The organism is Pseudomonas sp. MDT1-85, from assembly GCF_054898065.1.
Map to the genome: position 1 here is coordinate 6,018,110 of NZ_CM142715.1, position 18,625 is coordinate 6,036,734.

At 58.8% G+C, this 18,625-nt stretch carries 17 protein-coding genes; 11 read left to right on the forward strand and 6 right to left on the reverse strand.

Translation table 11 applies throughout. From position 1 onward, the window contains the following. The first annotated feature begins 73 nt into the window (after positions 1 to 73). The gene (locus ACYZT2_RS27140) at positions 74 to 1,084 is read left to right on the forward strand and encodes a hydrolase (RefSeq protein WP_461968841.1); all 1,011 of its coding nucleotides are present in this window, start codon (positions 74 to 76) and stop codon (positions 1,082 to 1,084) included. 173 nt (positions 1,085 to 1,257) lie between these two features. On the opposite strand, the gene ACYZT2_RS27145 is transcribed toward ACYZT2_RS27140, so the two are convergent. Further along, positions 1,258 to 2,112, reverse strand: a complete 855-nt coding sequence (locus ACYZT2_RS27145) for a sulfurtransferase (protein ID WP_461968843.1) — start codon at positions 2,110 to 2,112, stop codon at positions 1,258 to 1,260. 57 nt (positions 2,113 to 2,169) lie between these two features. After that, positions 2,170 to 2,841 carry a TetR/AcrR family transcriptional regulator gene (locus tag ACYZT2_RS27150; RefSeq protein WP_461968845.1) on the reverse strand — a complete coding sequence of 224 codons (672 nt, stop codon included), beginning with the start codon at positions 2,839 to 2,841 and terminating at the stop codon, positions 2,170 to 2,172. Positions 2,842 to 2,982: 141 nt separating this feature from the next. Here ACYZT2_RS27150 and ACYZT2_RS27155 point away from each other — a divergent pair, with 141 nt between their 5' ends. The 5 genes from ACYZT2_RS27155 (at position 2,983) to ACYZT2_RS27175 (ending at position 7,719) form a co-directional block, all read left to right on the forward strand. Further along, a complete protein-coding gene (locus ACYZT2_RS27155) occupies positions 2,983 to 4,413 on the forward strand; it encodes a coniferyl aldehyde dehydrogenase (protein ID WP_461968847.1) in 1,431 nt (476 codons plus the stop codon). Between the two features lie 28 nt (positions 4,414 to 4,441). Further along, positions 4,442 to 4,987: a twin-arginine translocation pathway signal protein gene (locus tag ACYZT2_RS27160; protein WP_461968849.1), complete on the forward strand. Its 546-nt coding sequence runs from the start codon at positions 4,442 to 4,444 to the stop codon at positions 4,985 to 4,987. A gap of 127 nt (positions 4,988 to 5,114) precedes the next feature. Next, on the forward strand, positions 5,115 to 6,710 hold the full coding sequence (locus tag ACYZT2_RS27165) for a GMC family oxidoreductase (RefSeq protein WP_461968851.1): 1,596 nt from the start codon (positions 5,115 to 5,117) through the stop codon (positions 6,708 to 6,710). Positions 6,711 to 6,825: 115 nt separating this feature from the next. Then, positions 6,826 to 7,305, forward strand: coding sequence for a pantetheine-phosphate adenylyltransferase (gene coaD, locus ACYZT2_RS27170; RefSeq protein ID WP_038980940.1), 480 nt, complete (start codon positions 6,826 to 6,828; stop codon positions 7,303 to 7,305). A 162-nt stretch (positions 7,306 to 7,467) separates the two neighbouring features. Continuing rightward, positions 7,468 to 7,719, forward strand: coding sequence for a YfhL family 4Fe-4S dicluster ferredoxin (locus tag ACYZT2_RS27175; RefSeq protein WP_008150569.1), 252 nt, complete (start codon positions 7,468 to 7,470; stop codon positions 7,717 to 7,719). Positions 7,720 to 7,850: 131 nt separating this feature from the next. Here the strand turns inward: ACYZT2_RS27175 and ACYZT2_RS27180 are convergent, their stop codons facing one another. From ACYZT2_RS27180 to ACYZT2_RS27190, 3 genes are read right to left on the reverse strand one after another with little or no spacing between them, the layout of a single operon-like run. Further along, positions 7,851 to 8,174 (reverse strand): multidrug transporter, encoded by a 324-nt coding sequence (locus ACYZT2_RS27180; protein ID WP_461968854.1) that lies wholly within the window; start codon positions 8,172 to 8,174, stop codon positions 7,851 to 7,853. A 54-nt stretch (positions 8,175 to 8,228) separates the two neighbouring features. Further along, entirely contained in the window at positions 8,229 to 9,041 is an 813-nt protein-coding gene (mutM, locus tag ACYZT2_RS27185; protein ID WP_461968856.1) for a bifunctional DNA-formamidopyrimidine glycosylase/DNA-(apurinic or apyrimidinic site) lyase, read from the reverse strand. A gap of 30 nt (positions 9,042 to 9,071) precedes the next feature. Continuing rightward, the gene (locus ACYZT2_RS27190; protein ID WP_461973281.1) at positions 9,072 to 9,884 is read right to left on the reverse strand and encodes an HDOD domain-containing protein; all 813 of its coding nucleotides are present in this window, start codon (positions 9,882 to 9,884) and stop codon (positions 9,072 to 9,074) included. A gap of 345 nt (positions 9,885 to 10,229) precedes the next feature. Between ACYZT2_RS27190 and ACYZT2_RS27195 the strand changes: the two genes are divergently transcribed. From ACYZT2_RS27195 to ilvD, 5 genes are all read left to right on the forward strand, one after another. Then, positions 10,230 to 11,426 (forward strand): class I SAM-dependent rRNA methyltransferase, encoded by a 1,197-nt coding sequence (locus ACYZT2_RS27195; RefSeq protein ID WP_461968858.1) that lies wholly within the window; start codon positions 10,230 to 10,232, stop codon positions 11,424 to 11,426. A 437-nt stretch (positions 11,427 to 11,863) separates the two neighbouring features. Beyond that, positions 11,864 to 12,940: a SagB family peptide dehydrogenase gene (locus tag ACYZT2_RS27200; protein ID WP_461968860.1), complete on the forward strand. Its 1,077-nt coding sequence runs from the start codon at positions 11,864 to 11,866 to the stop codon at positions 12,938 to 12,940. After that, on the forward strand, positions 12,940 to 13,917 hold the full coding sequence (locus ACYZT2_RS27205) for a diiron oxygenase (protein ID WP_461968862.1): 978 nt from the start codon (positions 12,940 to 12,942) through the stop codon (positions 13,915 to 13,917). Before ACYZT2_RS27200 ends, ACYZT2_RS27205 begins: the two co-directional genes overlap by 1 nt. After that, complete coding sequence (locus ACYZT2_RS27210; protein ID WP_461968864.1) at positions 13,910 to 15,118, forward strand: MFS transporter; 1,209 nt, start codon at positions 13,910 to 13,912, stop codon at positions 15,116 to 15,118. Before ACYZT2_RS27205 ends, ACYZT2_RS27210 begins: the two co-directional genes overlap by 8 nt. 260 nt (positions 15,119 to 15,378) lie before the next feature. Continuing rightward, a complete protein-coding gene (gene ilvD / locus ACYZT2_RS27215; protein WP_461968866.1) occupies positions 15,379 to 17,220 on the forward strand; it encodes a dihydroxy-acid dehydratase in 1,842 nt (613 codons plus the stop codon). A gap of 192 nt (positions 17,221 to 17,412) precedes the next feature. Here ilvD and ACYZT2_RS27220 read toward each other — a convergent pair whose 3' ends face one another. Further along, positions 17,413 to 18,480 carry an HAD family hydrolase gene (locus ACYZT2_RS27220; RefSeq protein WP_461968868.1) on the reverse strand — a complete coding sequence of 356 codons (1,068 nt, stop codon included), beginning with the start codon at positions 18,478 to 18,480 and terminating at the stop codon, positions 17,413 to 17,415. Positions 18,481 to 18,625: the final 145 nt, after the last annotated feature.

Sequence of the window (18,625 nt, forward strand, 5' to 3'; positions counted from 1 at the left end):
CCGGGCCTGAAAAAACGGTGCGAAGCTCAGTCAGCTAACGCTGCGGGTAAGCACCGCTGCATCGAGAGCAATCGTGTCCCATTTGCCAGAACGTTTCACCCCCGCCTTCACGCCCGCCTATGGCCTGGGCAATCCGCACTTACAAACCCTGTGGGGACCGCTATGGCGCAAAACCACACATATCGACCGCGAGCGCGAACGCTTGTGGCTCGAAGACGGCGACTTCCTTGACCTGGACTGGCACGGTCCCCACAGCGCAAATGCACCGTTGGTGCTGGTGTTGCACGGCCTGACCGGCTCATCGAATTCGCCTTATGTGGCCGGCGTACAGAAGGCGCTGGGCGCCCAAGGTTGGGCCAGTGTCGCGCTGAATTGGCGAGGCTGTTCCGGCGAGCCCAATCTGTTGCCGCGCAGTTACCATTCCGGGGCCAGTGAAGACCTGGCCGAAACCATCAAACACCTGCGGACCCAACGCCCCCTCGCACCGCTGTATGCGGTCGGTTATTCCATGGGCGGCAATGTGTTGCTCAAGCATCTGGGCGAAACGGGCAGCAACAGCGGTGTGCTAGGCGCCGTGGCAGTGTCGGTGCCGTTTCGCCTCGATCACTGCGCCGATCGAATCAGCCAGGGTTTTTCCAAGTTCTATCAAGCGCATTTCATGCGAGAGATGGTCGCCTACATCAAGAACAAGCAGCGCAAGTTCCAGCATGACGGACATGAGGATGGTCTGGCGGCATTGGCGGCGTTGGGCTCACTGGAGAATATGCGCACCTTCTGGGATTTCGATGGCCGGGTTACCGCACCGCTGAATGGTTTCGCCGATGCCGCGGATTACTATCGCCGCGCGTCGAGTCGTTATTTCCTTGGAGAGATTCGCACACCGACCCTGATCATCCAGGCGGCCGATGACCCGTTTGTGTTCCCTCATAGCCTGCCGCAAGCCGACGAATTGTCTGCCTGCACGCAATTCGAGTTGCAGGCCAAAGGTGGGCATGTCGGCTTCGTCGAGGGCTCGTTCCGGCAACCGGGTTACTACCTGGAACGGCGCATTCCCCAATGGCTCGCCACCACAGGGCGCAAGTAAACCATGGGTTCGGATCAGGGCGAGTCGCAGCGCTCGCCCTGGGTGATATCTCAAAAGCACCCTATTACTCATGTGGGAGCGAGCCTGCTCGCGATAGCGGAGTAACCGTCACCATTAATGTTGAATGTTATGGCCCCATCGCGAGCAGGCTCGCTCCCACATTGATTTTGCGTTTATTCGCCGGTGGCGATGCCTCGCGCAGGATCGTTGATCCACTCGCTCCACGACCCGGCATACAACGCTCCCAACGGATAGCCCGCCAGGCACAGGGAGAACAAGTTGTGGCAGGCGGTCACACCGGAACCGCAATACGCGACCAACTCCGTCGGTGAACGATCACCAAGCTTCGCGGCAAACCGCTGCTTGAGCTGTTCGGCCGGCAGGAACCGCCCGTCGCTGCCCAGGTTGTCGGTGAACGCGGCACATTGTGCGCCGGGGATGTGCCCGGCAATCGGATCGATCGGTTCCACTTCGCCCTTGAAGCGCGGCAAGCCGCGGGCGTCGAGCAAGGTCAGCGCGGGTTGGCCGAGGCGTTGCTGGAGCTGTTCGGCGCTGAGCACCAACGAAGCATCCGGCTTCCCGGTGAAGGTGCCACGGGTAACCGACGGCGGATCAAGACTCAGGGGTAATCCTGCGGCGTGCCAGGCTTTCAGTCCGCCATCGAGAATGAACACGCCATCACGCTTGCCCAGCCACGCCAGCAACCACCAAGCCCGCGCCGCGTAGGCGCCGGGACCGTCATCGTACAAAACCACTTCGCTGTCGGCGTTGATGCCCCAAGCTTGAAAGCGTTCGCTCAAGTCGGCGGGTTCAGGCAATGGATGACGCCCGGTAACCCCTTTGACCACTGCCCCGCTCAAATCACGCTCAAGATCGGCAAAGCTCGATCCGGCAATATGCCCTTCGGCGTAGCTGCGCTGACCGTAATCAGGGTCTTCGAGGGCAAAACGACAATCCAGAATCACCAGCCCCGGCGTCTCCTTTTTCAGGTCCAACGCTTGCGGGCTGATCAGTTGCGCAATGGGCATAACGGGCTCCTGTGATTTTGTTTGTCTGGAATCCTGCTGCACTCTTTATCCCACTTCTTATCCCACTTCTTCCAGCGCCTGGGCCAGCGGCACATAAAACTCTTCGAACAGCGCATTCACTGCCTCGCGAGCTTGATCGGTGACGAACCCGGCCTCCAGCACCAGCACCTGATACACGCCCCGCTTGATGGCCTGTTCGCTCAGATGATTGGAATTTTCCCGCGTGGTGCACAGAAAACGCACCCACGAGGTGAGGATGATCCAGGCATTGAGGGTCAGGGACTCGATCTGAACCTTGTCCATGCACAGAATGCCGGCCTCGACGAAACCTGCGTAGATGTGGGTGCCCTGGATCAGGCAGCGCTGGGAAAAGCGCCGGTAGCGGGCGGCCAGCTCGGGATCGCTGTCGAGCAAATGCTCGAGGTCGCGATGCAGGAAGCGGTATTGCCACATGGCGGCGAGCAGTTCCTTGAGGTAGAAGCGCTTGTCTTCGACCGTCGCGGCGCGCCCCTGGGGCGGGCGCAGGAAGCTGTCCACGAGGTTTTCGTACTCACTGAACAACACGGCGATGATCGCCTGCTTGTTGGGGAAGTGGTAGTACAGGTTGCCCGGGGAAATCTCCATGTGGGCAGCAATGTGGTTGGTGCTGATGCTGCGCTCGCCCTGTTGATTGAACAGCTCCAGGCTGTTCTGCACGATGCGCTCGCTGGTTTTGATCCGAGGGGCCATGGCTTGAGCTTTAATTGTGCGATGGGGGCATCTTACGACCTATCCGCTCGCGGTTAAAACAAAGCTGTACCAAAGTGCCATTTGACTTTATAGAGCATAGACTCTAAAAAGTCCCTCATTCCAATAAATCCGGTGCCGACCATGCCTGCTGACATTGCCTACCTGAAGAACCTGCAGCAGCCTCTGGACGAGCTTAAAACCTTGTTCGACGCTCAACGTGCGGCGTATGCAGCCAACCCAATGCCACCCGCAGCTCAGCGCCAGCAATGGCTAAAGACGTTGAAGGACCTGCTGAGCAACGAGCGTCAGGCCCTGATCGACGCCATCAGCCAGGACTTCAGCCACCGCAGCGCCGATGAAACCCTGCTCGCCGAACTGATGCCCAGCCTGCACGGCATTCATTACGCCAGCCGCCATCTCAAAGACTGGATGAAAGCCTCGCGACGCAAAGTCGGCCTCGCCTTTCAGCCGGCGTCAGCCAAAGTGGTTTATCAGCCGTTGGGCGTAGTCGGCGTGATCGTGCCGTGGAACTACCCGCTTTACCTGGCCATCGGGCCGTTGGTGGGGGCGTTGTCGGCAGGCAATCGGGTGATGCTCAAACTCAGCGAATCGACCCCCGCCACCGGTTTGCTACTCAAGGAATTGCTGGGTCGAATCTTTCCCCAGGATTTGGTCTGTGTAGTGCTGGGCGAGGCCGATATCGGTGTGGCGTTCTCGCGGCTGCGTTTCGATCACTTGCTGTTCACCGGTGCCACCAGCATCGGTAAACACGTGATGCGCGCGGCGGCCGAGAATCTGACGCCGGTGACCCTCGAATTGGGCGGCAAGTCCCCGGCGATCGTTTCCCGCGATGTGCCGCTCAAGGACGCCGCCGAACGCATCGCTTTCGGCAAGACCCTCAACGCCGGGCAAACCTGTGTCGCCCCGGACTATGTGCTGGTGCCGGAAGACCGCATCGGCTCTTTCGTCGAAGCCTATCGTCAGGCGGTTCGCGGGTTTTATCCCACGCTGGCCGATAACCCGGACTACACCGCCATCATCAATGACCGACAACTGGCCCGCCTCAACGGCTACCTCAGCGACGCCACCAGCAAGGGCGCGCTGCTGATTCCGCTGTTCGATCAGGGCCAGGGCCGGCGCATGAGTCATAGCCTGCTGCTCAACGTCAACGACGACATGACGGTGATGCAGGACGAAATCTTCGGCCCGTTGCTGCCAATCGTGCCGTACAAGGATCTCGACGAAGCGTTTGCCTACATCAACCAACGCCCTCGTCCGCTGGCGCTGTATTACTTCGGCTACGACAAGCGTGAGCAAAACCGCGTCCTTCACGAAACCCATTCGGGCGGCGTTTGCCTCAATGACACCTTGCTTCATGTTGCTCAGGACGACATGCCGTTCGGCGGCATCGGTGCCTCGGGCATGGGCCACTATCACGGCCACGAGGGTTTTCTGACCTTCAGCAAGGCCAAAGGCGTGCTGATCAAACAACGCTTCAATGCGGCGAAGCTGATCTATCCGCCGTATGGCAAATCCATTCAGAAACTGATCCAGAAGCTGTTTATCCGCTAACGATCACCATCGCCGGGTAATAACAATAATGAGCCCAAGCCTGTCCGATACACCCGCGCTGTCACGGCGCGGCCTGCTCAAATTCAGCCTCGGCGCCAGTGCCTTTCTCGCCACGGCCGGATTAGGCGCGAGCCTCAGCGGCTGCTCGTCGAGTACTCCGGCCAGCGGTTTCGCGATTCTGCGCAGCGGCGACCTGCTGTTTCTGCGGGCAGTGATCCCGGTGATGCTCGACGGCGCCGTGGCCATCGAAAAAATGCCGGCCGCCGTCGCCGAGACTCTGCATTGCCTGGATAACGGCCTGAATCACCTGTCGCCGGAAATGCTCAAACTGACCCGGCAATTGTTCGATGTACTGGGGATGGCCGTGACTCGCGGACCACTGACCGGGATCTGGGGCAGCTGGGAAAACGCCAGCAGCGAACAGATCCGGCATTTTCTCGACCGCTGGGAAAACAGCTCATTGAGCCTGCTGCGTATGGGCCACAGCTCGTTGCTGCAAATGGTGATGATGGCGTGGTACAGCCGGGCGGAGTCCTGGGCGCATTGCGGGTATCCGGGGCCGCCCACGGTTTGAGACCGAGTCGACCCTATCGCGAGCAGGCTCGCTCCCACAGGGGTTACGCGATCCATGTGGGAGCGAGCCTGCTCGCGATAGCGTCTGCCGCCTCCCACAGAATCCAAAATAACAAGAGAACCCAAACATGCCCGTACCCGATCCGTTCCGCGAAGGCCTGGCCCGTGGCTGGAAAACCCACAACGGCGCCCAACTGACCCAGGACCTGACCCTCGAAGCGGATGTGGCGATCATCGGCAGCGGTGCCGGCGGCGGGACCAGCGCCGAAATCCTCAGCGCCGCCGGCTACAAAGTGTTGCTGATCGAAGAAGGCCCGCTCAAGACCAGCAGCGACTTCAAGATGCTCGAAGACCAGGCCTACACCAGCCTCTATCAAGAAGGCATCGGGCGCATGAGTAAGGACGGCGCGATCACCATCCTCCAAGGCCGCGCGGTGGGCGGCACTACGCTGATCAACTGGACCTCGAGCTTTCGCACCCCGGATCCGACCCTCGACCATTGGGCCAAAGAGCACAATGTCATAGGCCACACGCCGGCCGAAATGGCACCCTGGTTCGAGAAAATGGAACAACGCCTGGGTGTCGCCCCGTGGAGGGTGCCGCCCAACGCCAACAACGACGTCATCCGCAAAGGCTGCGAAAAACTCGGCTACGCCTGGCATGTGATTCCGCGAAACGTGCGCGGCTGCTGGAACATCGGCTACTGCGGCATGGGTTGCCCGACCAACGCCAAGCAATCGATGCTGGTCACGACCATTCCGGCGACCCTGGAAAAAGGTGGCGAGCTGCTCTATCTGGCCCGCGCCGAAAAGCTGTCGATCAAGGACGGCAAGGTTACGGGGCTGCAATGTGTGGCGATGGATGAGCGTTGCGTTGCGCCCACCGGACGCACGATTACGGTCAAGGCGCGGCATTACGTGCTGGCCGGCGGCGGGATCAACAGCCCGGCGCTGCTATTGCGCTCCGAGGCGCCGGATCCTCACGAGCGGTTGGGTAAACGGACCTTCCTGCACCTGGTAAATATGTCCGCAGGGCTGTTTGATGAGGTGATCAACCCGTTCTACGGCGCGCCGCAGTCGATCTATTCCGACCATTTCCAGTGGCAGGATGGCACCACCGGCAAGATGTCTTACAAACTGGAGGTTCCACCGCTGCACCCCGCGTTGGCCAGCACCCTGCTCGGCGGCTTCGGCACGGAAAGCGCCCGGCATATGGAAAACCTGCCGCATACACACGCCATGCTGGCGTTGCTGCGGGACGGTTTTCACCCGGACAGCCCTGGCGGCAGCGTTGAATTGCGCGGTGATGGCACACCCGTGCTCGACTATCAGGTTTCACCCTACGCCTGGGACGGGTTGCGCCGGGCGTTCCACAGCATGGCCGAGATCCAGTTCGCCGGTGGCGCCAACGCCCTGATGCCGATGCATGCTGACGCTCGCTACGTAAAAACCCTCGCCGAAGCACGCACGCTGATTGATGGCCTGAGCCTTGAGTTGTACCGCACGCGCCTGGGCAGTGCCCATGTGATGGGCGGTTGTGCCATGGGTGAAGACCCAAAAAACGCCGTGACCGACAGCCTCGGCCGACATCACCAACTCACCAATCTGTCGATTCATGACGGCTCGCTTTTCCCCACCAGCATTGGCGCAAACCCACAATTGTCGGTCTACGGACTGACGGCGCAATTGGCGACTTCGTTGGCTGAACGTTTGAAAAACCCATGAAAACGCGGAATATTCCCATCGTCTATAGTGCTTTCTTACCTAACAGGCGACTTGGCCGACCGGGAAGGCTGCGATACCATCCGACTCCCCAACGGACTCCCGCCAGGACGACGCGATGAACCGAGTGTTGTACCCAGGTACCTTCGACCCTATTACCAAGGGCCATGGCGATCTGGTCGAACGCGCCTCGCGCCTGTTCGATCATGTGATCATCGCCGTCGCTGCCAGCCCGAAAAAAAACCCGCTGTTTCCCCTGGAACAACGTGTGGAGCTGGCCCGCGAGGTCACCAAACATTTGCCGAACGTTGAAGTCGTCGGCTTCTCGACGTTGCTCGCGCACTTTGCCAAAGAGAAGAACGCCAACATATTCCTGCGTGGTTTGCGCGCGGTGTCGGACTTCGAATACGAATTCCAGCTGGCCAACATGAACCGCCAACTGGCGCCGGATGTGGAAAGCCTGTTTCTTACCCCGTCCGAGCGTTATTCGTTCATTTCCTCGACGCTGGTTCGTGAAATCGCAGCCCTGGGCGGCGATATCACCAAGTTCGTCCACCCGGCGGTGGCCGACGCCCTCACCCTACGCTTTAAAAAGTAGGAGCTGCCGCAGGTTCGGGCCGCGTTCGGACGATCTTTTACGGCTACCGCAATCTTCGATCGCTGCACTTGATCGCGCCCGCGTGCACTGCGGGCGCCAATGCGGCACAATTGTGCGCATTGATTTATTGCGCCCGGGCCTGCCGCCCCGGCTGGAGTTAGCATGTCCCTGATCATCACCGACGATTGCATCAACTGCGACGTCTGCGAACCCGAGTGCCCGAACGCCGCCATCTCCCAGGGCGAAGAGATCTACGTGATCGACCCGAACCTGTGCACACAATGTGTCGGCCACTACGACGAACCGCAGTGCCAGCAGGTCTGCCCGGTGGATTGCATCCCGCTGGACGAGGCTCATCCGGAGACTGAAGAACAGTTGATGGAGAAATACCGCAAGCTTACCGGTAAGGCATGAGTCAGATATTTTTGTAGTGTTTGTGCCGGCCCCATCGCGAGCAGGCTCGCTCCCACAAGGATCGCGTAAACCCTGTGGGAGCGAGCCTGCTCGCGATGACGTCATCAGCCACACCCAACTTGTAACTGACTTCACTCCCGCTGCTCAAATCCCTCCCCGATACACCCCAAACACCGCACAAACGCGGCTTTCGCCGGATCGACCACCAACGCCTGCCCCGCATCGCCAATGCCGCCACCCAGCGCGGTAAACGGCAACGACAGCACAAACGCCCCGGCACCGATCACCGTCGCCACCACCAGCAACGGTCGGGCAATCAGTAAATCGCCAAGCATGGCGTAGGCCGGTGGGTTCTGGATGGTGTAACGCGGATCGCCGCTGCCGTTCTCAGCCGCCAGCGCGGACGCACCGACGCTCAGCAGCAGCGCAGCGACAAGGGTTCGAAACAGATTCATGGCACGGTCCTTCGGCTAGGCAGTGAGAACACTGACTATAGACCGTAGCCGATATCAGCTCTGACAGCGCGGGCAAAAGACGCTGGTGCGCTGCCCAAGCTTGACCTCCCGCAGCCCTGTGCCACAGACCTTGCAGTGCTCACCGCCACGGCCGTACACAAACAGTTCCTGCTGAAAATAGCCCGGCTGACCGTCGCCACCGATAAAGTCCCGCAACGTGGTGCCGCCACGTTCGATGGCGTGGGCAAGGATGCGCTTGATCTCGATCCCCAGCTTCAAATAGCGCGCCCGGGAAATGCTCTTGGCTTCACGGCGCGGGTCGATGCCGGCCGCAAACAGCGCTTCAGTCGCGTAGATGTTGCCGACGCCGACCACCACCGCGTTGTCCATAATGAACGGCTTGACCGGCATGGAACGCCCGCGGGATTGCTGGAACAGCCGCTCGCCGTCGAACAGATCGGTCAACGGCTCTGGCCCGAGGCGAATCAGCAGTTCATGATTGAGTGGGTCCAGGCTCCAGAGCATCGCGCCAAACCGTCGCGGATCGGTGTAGCGCAAAGCCAGGCCCGATTCCAGTTCAATGTCCACATGCTCATGCTTGGCCGCCGGCATGCCGACTTCCACTAGCCGCAGATTCCCCGACATCCCCAAATGACTGATCAGCGTGCCGACTTCGGCATTGATCAACAGGTACTTGGCGCGCCGCTCCACCAGCACGATGCGCTGCCCGGACAGTCGCACATCCAGGTCTTCGGGGATCGGCCAGCGCAGGCGGCGCTCACGCACGATCACCCGGCTGACGCGTTGGCCTTCCAGGTGCGGTGCAATCCCGCGGCGAGTGGTTTCGACTTCCGGCAGTTCAGGCATGGGGCTCTCGAATCAGGCGAGGTTCGACACTCAACGAGTGGCGAGGTCGCGAATCTCTTGTTTCTGGGTTTCGAAATCGTATTCCGATAGCCCCATGTAATCGAGCACCAGGGGCCCGACATTGTTCCATTCGTGGTCTTCGGACTGGTTGCCGAGTACCCGGAAGGAGGCGCAAATGTGCTCGGCCATCTTCAGGATCGCCAGCAAGTTTTTCAGCGGCGTGTTGCGCGACGATTCATCGCTGAAAATGGCCAGGGCGTTGTGATGGTTGGCAATGGCCTGGGTGACATGTTCCGGCAAGCGCCAGGATTTGGCGGTGTAATATCCGACCACGGCATGGTTGGTGTTGTATTGCCTGTTCTCGGTATCCACCACGCGGCATTCGGCGCTGGCATTGCCATAGGCCTGTTCCAGCACTTTCATGTAGTCGGGGAATTTCTTGATCATCAGCGGGATGCCGCAATCGTGGAACAGACCCAGCGCATAGGCTTCATCACCGGCCTGGACGCCGACACGCTTGGCCAGGGTCAGGCACGTCATCGCCACGTCCTGCGCCGTGTCCCAGAAACGGTTGAGGGTGACGATGGCATCGTCGTTCAGCTCGCCCTTGATCGACTGCGCGTTGATCAGGTTGATGATCGAGCGGCTGCCCAACAGGTTCACTGCCCGCTGGATCGCGGTGATCTTGTTGCTCAAACCGTAGTACGGCGAGTTGACGATTTTCAGCAAGGCGCCGGAAAGGCCTGGGTCCTGGGAGATCAATTTCGCGATCACCTCCAGGTCCGGGTCGGGCATGTACTGCTCCATCTGCAGATCCACCATGATCTGCGGCTGGGGCGGCACGCTGATGCCTTGCAGGGACTGTTGAATCTGTTCGGTCGTCAACTCTTGGGACATAAGTACACACTCCGGGTCAGGCGGGGATTCTAACCCTTAAGAAGATGGATCTGACACACCCGCGGCTATGTCGCCGAAATTTCATTTATTGCCCCGAACAAATGCACTCCCTGTGGGAGCGAGCCTGCTCGCGATAGCGTCGGATTAGCCAACATTGATGTTGAATGTACCGCCGTCATCGCGAGTAGGCTCGCTCCCACAAGTTGCAGGCCCCCTCACCGCATGTCCATCCGCCAAGCCGAGCCCTTGCGCAACACGCTATACTCCCGCTCTTTTTTCCGGAGCGACGTCATGTCCCTGCCTAGCCTGCGCCTCAAAGCCAACGCCGACCGTCGCCTGCGAAACGGCCACTTGTGGGTCTACAGCAACGAAATCGATGTAGCCGCTACGCCTTTGCACGGTTTCAAGGCCGGCGACCAAGCGATCCTCGAAGCCGCCAGCGGCAAGCCGCTGGGCATCGTTGCCATGAGCCCGAACAACCTGATCTGCGCCCGTCTGCTGTCGCGCGACATCAAGTTGCCGTTGGACAAGTCGCTGCTGGTGCATCGCCTGAACGTTGCCCTGTCCCTGCGCGATCGCCTGTTCGACAAGCCGTTCTATCGCCTGGTCTACGGCGACTCCGACCTGCTGCCAGGCCTGGTGGTCGACCGTTTTGGCGACATCCTGGTAGTCCAGATCGCCTCGGCGACCATGGAAGCTCACAAAGATGACGTGATCGCGGCACTGACCCAAGTGCTCAAGCCAAGCGGCATTCTGTTCAAGAACGATTCCGCTGCCCGTGATGCCGAAGGCCTCAACCGCTACGTCGAAACCGTATTCGGCCTGGTGCCGGAATGGGTCGCGCTGGAAGAGAACGGCGTGAAATTCGAAGCGCCAGTCATCCAGGGGCAGAAAACCGGCTGGTTCTACGACCACCGCATGAACCGCGCGCGTCTGGCCCCTTACGCCAAAGGCAAACGCGTACTGGACTTGTACAGCTACATCGGCGGCTGGGGCGTTCAAGCGGCGGCCTTCGGCGCCAGTGAAGTGTTCTGCGTCGATGCTTCGGCCTTCGCCCTGGACGGCGTCGAGCGCAATGCCGCACTGAACGGCGTCGCCGAAAAAATGACCTGCATCGAAGGCGACGTGTTCGAAGCCCTGAAGGAACTGAAAGCCAGTGAAGAGCGTTTCGACGTCATCGTGGCCGACCCTCCTGCGTTCATCAAACGCAAGAAAGACATGAAAAACGGCGAAGGTGCTTACCGTCGTCTGAACGAGCAAGCCATGCGCCTGCTTAGCAAGGACGGCATTCTGATCAGTGCTTCGTGCTCGATGCACCTGCCGGAAGACGATCTGCAGAACATTCTGCTGACCAGCGCCCGCCACCTGGACCGCAACATCCAGATGCTGGAGCGCGGCGGTCAGGGCCCCGATCACCCGGTACACCCAGCGATTGCCGAAACCCGCTACATCAAGAGCATCACCTGCCGTCTGCTGCCAAACAGCTGAGTACGCTGGTTCGACGGGGAGCCAACAGGCTCTCCGTCAGCCGTTTCAACGCCACACCATCCACTCTTCAGCCTCTGCTTCTTACTCTTGCGGTCCTACTGACTTGCAGGACGTTTCCCTGCATCTTTTATTCAAAGGAATATAACTTACAAACTTGCCCCTACCGCCAGATCGCTCCGACAAAATTACTAGAATATTCCTACTTAATATCCCCTTGATAAGGGCGCATTACCGCCTATGATTGAGTTGTCACCGCGAAGTGACACTCACTATCAATGACAAGGAGTCAAAAACATGAAAGCAATTACTCTGGAAACAAACAAAATCGCTAACCTGGCTTTTCTGGTTGCACCAAAAACCCGCTAAGTAAATGAAACGCTGGGGAGTGCCGGCTACCCAGCGTTTTCTATAGCTATGTCCAGAGCGAACCGTCCATCATGCAGATAAATCCATACGTGTTCATACTTCCTCGCACGCCCTGCCTAATAGTCTGGGATTACAAGAACCACAAACAATTTGAACTTAATCTGGAATATTCAACCCGGCTTGCACAACTTATCCACAACCCCGAACTGTATAACGACAGCCACATAGTAGACACTCAACTTCTGAACTCAGGAATACTCACCACATCAATACAAGACAGTATTGAATGGGGTTGGGATGAACTGTCGAAAATATTCCATATCGGCACCAAAAACATACCCTGCGAACATGTTCCTCAGAATATTCATGAATGGTCGAGACGCTATCTGGACCATTGCGCCGAAGTCCTGGACGCACCCGCGCCGGACGCCCGGCTCACAGAACGCCAGGCATGCGAGCTGATTGCCCTGCCAAAACCTTCCTGCCTGCCGGAGGGTTCTCTTGCCAACGTTCTGATCGGCCGAAAAACCTGCCGCACCTTCACGGATGAAGCCGTTTCACTGGAAGCTGTCGGCACACTGCTTTACCTGTCCCTGGGCTACTTGCATGAGCGCAAGAATGACGTCGACGAAACCATTGTCGAAGGTCTCGGTGCCCGACGCAGCAGCCCTTCCGGCGGCGGGCTGAATGCCTGCGAAGGCTTTCTTCATGTGCAAAACGTCAGCGGCCTGCAACCTGGGCTCTACGCCTACCATCCCACCGACCATGCACTGAGCTTCGTCAACCCGACACCTGACTCGCCCCTGGGGCAGTTGCTGTGTGGGCAACACTTCATCAATAACCTGCCCGTGGGTCTGTTCATTACCGCTCGCTTCGACAAGTTGTGGTGGAAATATGAACACTCGCGAGCTTACCGAATGGCTTACGTCGAGGCTGGCCATATTTCCCAGACCTTTCAACTCGTAGCCACTGCACTGGCGCTGAACACTTGGCTGACCGGAGCCCTGACGGACGATCAGGTCGAAACTCTGCTGGGGCTCGAGAACAACGCTGAACAACCCTTGTTTTTTGTCGGCTGTGGCCACAGCGACGGACAAGTGATGTGCAAGGAATTGAAGGATCTGCTGAGCCGTCGGGAGCCGCAATAATGACCGCCCCCATCATTGCCCCGTCAGACCACCCCGTTTCCTGGGCTTTGCGTTTTACCCTCGGCGACTGGAATACCCGCGCGTCGGTGCGAACCAGCGAGCATGACTATCTATTACCGCCAGACCTGGAACAGCAACTGGAAACACGTCACTGGTTTCCCCCAGGCTTGCTGGCTTACCTGAATCACCCGACTATCAAAGCGCTTGGTCCAACCGTCATCCATCGGCTGTCGGCCAATCACCTGGTGTACTTCCTCGACTACACCACCGTGCTCGAACACCGCATCGTCAACCGATCCGTGGAAACCATCATCCACGGTGAACTGAAGGTCCACATTCCCCCACAGATGAAGACCGCCGCGCTTCAGCTTTATACCGACGAGGGTTATCACGCCCTGTTCTCCAATAGCCTTGCCGAGCAGATTGCCGGGTTCTACGGGATCAACCAGCGCCCGGTCATACCCCACCGCATCACGCGCTTGAACACCCTGCTCGAGCGCACACCTGACAAACACAGGGCGCTGGCCTGGTTTCTCGTCGGGTTCGTGTCGGAGACGATCATTGCCAAGGAACTGCTCGACGTCTGCCGTGACGACCTGGTGTCCAGCGTCCAGGCCATGCTCAGGGATCATCTCGCGGACGAGGCGCGCCACAGTCGCTATTTCTCTGAAGTGTTCCATTACCTGTGGCTGACGCTGAACAGCCGTCAACGCGCGTTCGCCGCCAGGCTGCTGCTGGACAGCATCCGGATTTTCTTCGAGGTCGATGACGCATGGCTGCGGGAAAGCCTGCGTAGCGCGGGTATCGGCGAGACTGCCATCACGGAGATTCTCGGCGAACTGACCAGCCCCCGGGCCACCCTTCAGCGTGTGCGATCCGGCGCTGGCGCGACGCTTCAGGCGTTGAGAAAAGCCGGCTTCTTCGCCCTGTCTTACAACCAGCAACTGTTCATGAAGGCAGGACTTATCGATGGATGAAGGAAACGATATATCCCGTGTCGAAAAACGTCAGGCCACGTTCATTCTGTTGATGACGATGACTCTGCTCGGCGTCTTCCCCCTCGATGTGGTGCTCCCGTCCTTCCCCGATCTTTCTGATTACTTTCAGACTTCACCGCCCGAGATCGCCCTGTCCGTCAGCGTGTTCGCCATTGGTCTGGCGTTGTCCGTGGTGCTGGTCGGACCATTGTCAGACTTGTGGGGACGCAGAAAGCTGTTGTTGACAGGTATTGCAATCGCGGTAGTCGGGGCGACGGGTTGCCTGGCTTCCAGCGAATACAACTGGTTTTTGTTCTTTCGCGTGATCCAGGCGGTTGGTTGCGGATCGTTTGTGCTGTCACAGGCACTGGTTCAGGACTTGTTCATCGGCAAGGAGCAGGAGCGAATCAGAATCTGGATGGTGACAGGCGGCGGGGTGTTCATCTCTATTTCGCCCCTGCTGGGGACCTGGTTGCAGTTGCAGCTAGGCTGGCAGGGCAGCTTTTATGTGTTTATCACGCTGGCCCTTGTTGTCTGGCTTAACGCCTACTTTCTACTCAAGGAAAACCCGCACGGTCATACGGCGTCGCACGGACGATTGTTCAGTGCCTATTGGCGAGTGTGCTCGGATCTGCGCTTCATGGGTTACTGGCTAATTTCAGCCTTGGCCTTCGCCTGCCATTTTTCATTCATCGTCATTTCGCCAATCATTTTCCTGGAGCGCCTCGCGCTCTCACCCTACGAATTCGCCTGGACATTGTTGCTGTATGGCGTGGCCTATGTATTTGGCGGAATTGTTGCGAGCGTCGTTCATCGACACCTGCGCGCCAACACGCAGATCGTGATTGGTCTAGGTCTGATCGCTCTATCTGGGTTGGTCATGCTATGGCTGGCGGATCAGTTTGGACTCTCTGCTGCGGCGGTGCTGATACCCATGTTGATCTGCACAGCAGGCACTACCATTGCCAGACCTATCGCCAACTCCAAAGCCATGAGTCTCTACCCGCAAAGTGCCGGAACATCTACCTCGGTCGGCGGCGTGTTGATTTTCATGTGCGGTGGATTGATCAGCGTGGTGATCAATCTCACGTCCGAGGATCTGACCACGGCGCTCGCTTTGTGTTTCTTGACCTTGAGTGCTGCGGGTCTTGGCTTGAATGTACTGATCTCACGGCGACATCTGGCGCTGAAGGTGGGTTGATTACCTGCCGATCGTCACCCCACACGCCCCATCAGCGCTGGATCAACATTTTCCGGCATTCCCTCCTGACGCCAGCGGTGTAGAATCGCGAGATTCATCGCCAGTCATCCCCCGGCGGGTTTATGAGCTCAAGCTGAAGCGCGCGGCGATCCCGCAAAGTTATCGGCAACTTCCGGACACACGGCCATTTCTGAGTGTTCCAGACGTCAATAGAAGCTCACTTCCCCTTTTGATACCTGATTAGCCGCCCGGAGTGCTTCATGCCTGATTACCGCTCGAAAACATCCACCCACGGTCGCAACATGGCCGGTGCCCGCGCACTGTGGCGCGCCACGGGGATGAAAGATGACGACTTCAAGAAGCCAATCATCGCCATTGCCAACTCCTTTACCCAGTTCGTACCGGGCCATGTGCACCTCAAGGATCTGGGGCAACTGGTCGCTCGCGAAATCGAACGGGCCGGCGGCGTCGCCAAAGAATTCAACACCATCGCCGTGGATGACGGCATCGCCATGGGCCATGACGGCATGCTCTATTCGCTGCCGAGCCGCGAGATCATCGCCGACTCCGTCGAATACATGGTCAACGCTCACTGCGCCGACGCCATTGTCTGCATCTCCAACTGCGACAAGATCACCCCTGGCATGTTGATGGCCTCCTTGCGCCTGAACATCCCGGTGATCTTCGTATCTGGCGGGCCGATGGAAGCCGGCAAGACCAAACTCGCGTCCCACGGCCTGGACCTGGTAGACGCCATGGTCATCGCCGCCGACCCCAGCGCATCCGACGAGAAAGTCGCCGAGTACGAGCGCAGCGCCTGCCCGACCTGCGGTTCGTGCTCCGGCATGTTCACCGCCAACTCGATGAACTGCCTGGTTGAAGCCCTGGGCCTGGCATTGCCGGGCAACGGTTCGACCCTGGCCACCCACAGCGACCGTGAACAACTGTTCCTGCAAGCTGGCCGCACCATCGTCGAGCTGTGCAAGCGTTACTACGGCGAGAACGATGAGTCGGTGTTGCCGCGCAACATCGCCAACTTCAAGGCGTTCGAAAACGCCATGACCCTGGACATCGCCATGGGCGGTTCCACCAACACCATCCTGCACTTGCTGGCCGCGGCCCAGGAAGCCGAGATCGATTTCGACCTGCGCGACATCGACCGTCTCTCCCGCCATGTGCCGCAACTATGCAAAGTCGCGCCGAACATCCAGAAGTACCACATGGAAGACGTGCACCGTGCCGGCGGGATCTTCAGCATCCTCGGCTCTCTGGCCCGTGGCGGTCTGTTGCACACCGACCTGCCGACCGTGCACAGCACGACCCTGGCAGAAGGCATCGCCAAGTGGGACATCACCCAGACCACCGACGAAGCCGTGCATCACTTCTTCAAGGCCGGCCCGGCGGGCATTCCGACGCAAACCGCGTTCAGCCAGTCGACCCGTTGGGAAACCCTGGACGACGACCGTGAAAACGGCTGCATCCGCAGTGTCGAACATGCTTACTCGAAAGAAGGCGGCCTGGCCGTTCTGTACGGCAACATCGCACTAGACGGTTGTGTAGTGAAAACCGCCGGCGTCGACGAGTCGATCCACGTCTTCGAAGGCAACGCGAAGATCTTCGAAAGCCAGGACAGCGCCGTACGCGGCATCCTCGCCGACGAAGTGAAGGCCGGCGACATCGTGATCATCCGTTACGAAGGCCCGAAAGGTGGCCCGGGCATGCAGGAAATGCTGTACCCGACGTCTTACCTGAAATCCAAAGGCCTGGGCAAAGCCTGCGCTCTGCTCACCGACGGCCGCTTCTCTGGCGGCACTTCGGGCCTGTCCATCGGCCACGCTTCGCCAGAAGCCGCTGCCGGCGGCGCGATCGGTCTGGTGCAGGATGGCGACAAGGTACTGATCGACATTCCGAACCGCTCGATCAACCTGTTGATCAGCGATGAAGAAATGGCCGCGCGCCGTGCCGAGCAGGACAAGAAAGGCTGGAAACCGGTGGAAGTGCGTCCACGTAAAGTGACCACTGCGCTGAAAGCGTATGCCCTGTTGGCCACCAGCGCCGACAAGGGTGCGGTACGTAACAAGGCGATGCTCGACGGGCTGTAATACTTAACCGTCGACAAAAAAAATGCCCCGCCAAGTGCGGGGCATTTTTTTGAGAACAACTCGGACTCGCGAAGCATTCTGACACTCAACATCGATGTTGAATGTTATGGCCTCTTCGCGGGCAAGCTTCGCTCCTACAGACGCATTAATCCTGTAGGAGCGAGGCTTGCCCGCGAATGCCACAACTCGGTCTTACTGAATCTCTTCCGGCTTCACGATCACCCAGTTCTTGTCCGCCGTCACCGCCAACCCTTCTTTCGCCTGGGCTGCTGCGTTTTTGGCCATCATGCCGTTAATCTGGGTCATGTATTTGTCTTTGCGGTTGACCCACAAATGGATACCGCCCTTGGACACGTCGACGCTGTGGAACAGCATGTAGCCATCGCTGGTCGGGGTATCGCCGCCCACCAGGACCGGTTTTTTCCATTCATCGATGTACGTCAGGATCGCCGACTGTTTACCCGCCATCCAGGTGGCCGGGGTCCACAGGTATGGGGTCAGTTCGAGGCCGAGGTTGGCCTTCTCGTCATACTTGCCCGCAGTGACCTGCTTGCGTGCCGTGGTCAACTCGCCGGTCTTGCGATCCTTGAGCAGCAGGCTCACGCCGATCACGTTCTGCGGTTTGACGTTGTAGCCGTACTTCGGATCGGAGGCGACCATGCGCACCAGTTCTTCAGAGGCGGCGGTCATCACGTAAACCTCGATACCGTTCTCCATCAACTTGCTGTAGAGCTCTTTTTGACCGGTGAAGATTTTCGGCGGGTTGACGTCGATGGTCTTGACCTCGTCGCCTTCGTAATAAGTGCTTGGCACCGGTTTGCCAGACGCCATCAACTCATCGACGTTGCCCTTGAGCTCTTGAAGCGTGAAGCCGGAAAATACTTGGGCGACCCATGGATAGCAAACCATGTCGTCGATTTCACAGAGGCGATAGTAATAGCTGAACAGGCTTTCCTTATGGTCGGCGGTGTCCTTGAACGGGATCAGTTTCAGGGAGGGATCGAGGCTCTCGCGGGTAATCAGGCCCTTGTTTTCCATGAACGGCAACAAGGACTCTTCGAGGTCGTAGCGGTAACTGGTGTTGTCCATGTCGAACACCGCGAAGTTACCTTTGTTGGCATTGGCCGCGATCATCGCGTCCAGCGCCTTGGCCTGATCGGCTGGCCAGTGTTTCAGGTCAGTAGCGAACGCTTGGCCGGCAAGGCCCAGGCCCAAACTCAATCCTAGTGCAGCAGCCAGAAATTTCGGTGCGAACTTCATAAGCGGATCTCCCTGATTGAAAGAGATCGACGCTAACAAATAAGTGTGGCAGTCCTCGTCTGTCAGCGACCGCCCGCGTTCCTATTGCGCCAGCTGCATCCCCGACAGCGACACTCGCTTATTCCAAAAACGACAGCAACCATAC

Bases quoted from the DNA above. Each gene is read 5' to 3' on its own strand.
- ACYZT2_RS27145 (WP_461968843.1), bottom strand. From the start codon at position 2,112: ATGCCCATTGCGCAACTGATCAGCCCGCAAGCGTTGGACCTGAAAAAG.
- ACYZT2_RS27150 (WP_461968845.1), bottom strand. From the start codon at position 2,841: ATGGCCCCTCGGATCAAAACCAGCGAGCGCATCGTGCAGAACAGCCTG.
- ACYZT2_RS27155 (WP_461968847.1), top strand. From the start codon at position 2,983: ATGCCTGCTGACATTGCCTACCTGAAGAACCTGCAGCAGCCTCTGGAC.
- ACYZT2_RS27160 (WP_461968849.1), top strand. From the start codon at position 4,442: ATGAGCCCAAGCCTGTCCGATACACCCGCGCTGTCACGGCGCGGCCTG.
- ACYZT2_RS27165 (WP_461968851.1), top strand. From the start codon at position 5,115: ATGCCCGTACCCGATCCGTTCCGCGAAGGCCTGGCCCGTGGCTGGAAA.
- coaD (WP_038980940.1), top strand. From the start codon at position 6,826: ATGAACCGAGTGTTGTACCCAGGTACCTTCGACCCTATTACCAAGGGC.
- ACYZT2_RS27175 (WP_008150569.1), top strand. From the start codon at position 7,468: ATGTCCCTGATCATCACCGACGATTGCATCAACTGCGACGTCTGCGAA.
- ACYZT2_RS27180 (WP_461968854.1), bottom strand. From the start codon at position 8,174: ATGAATCTGTTTCGAACCCTTGTCGCTGCGCTGCTGCTGAGCGTCGGT.
- mutM (WP_461968856.1), bottom strand. From the start codon at position 9,041: ATGCCTGAACTGCCGGAAGTCGAAACCACTCGCCGCGGGATTGCACCG.
- ACYZT2_RS27195 (WP_461968858.1), top strand. From the start codon at position 10,230: ATGTCCCTGCCTAGCCTGCGCCTCAAAGCCAACGCCGACCGTCGCCTG.
- ACYZT2_RS27200 (WP_461968860.1), top strand. From the start codon at position 11,864: ATGCAGATAAATCCATACGTGTTCATACTTCCTCGCACGCCCTGCCTA.
- ACYZT2_RS27205 (WP_461968862.1), top strand. From the start codon at position 12,940: ATGACCGCCCCCATCATTGCCCCGTCAGACCACCCCGTTTCCTGGGCT.
- ACYZT2_RS27210 (WP_461968864.1), top strand. From the start codon at position 13,910: ATGGATGAAGGAAACGATATATCCCGTGTCGAAAAACGTCAGGCCACG.
- ilvD (WP_461968866.1), top strand. From the start codon at position 15,379: ATGCCTGATTACCGCTCGAAAACATCCACCCACGGTCGCAACATGGCC.
- ACYZT2_RS27220 (WP_461968868.1), bottom strand. From the start codon at position 18,480: ATGAAGTTCGCACCGAAATTTCTGGCTGCTGCACTAGGATTGAGTTTG.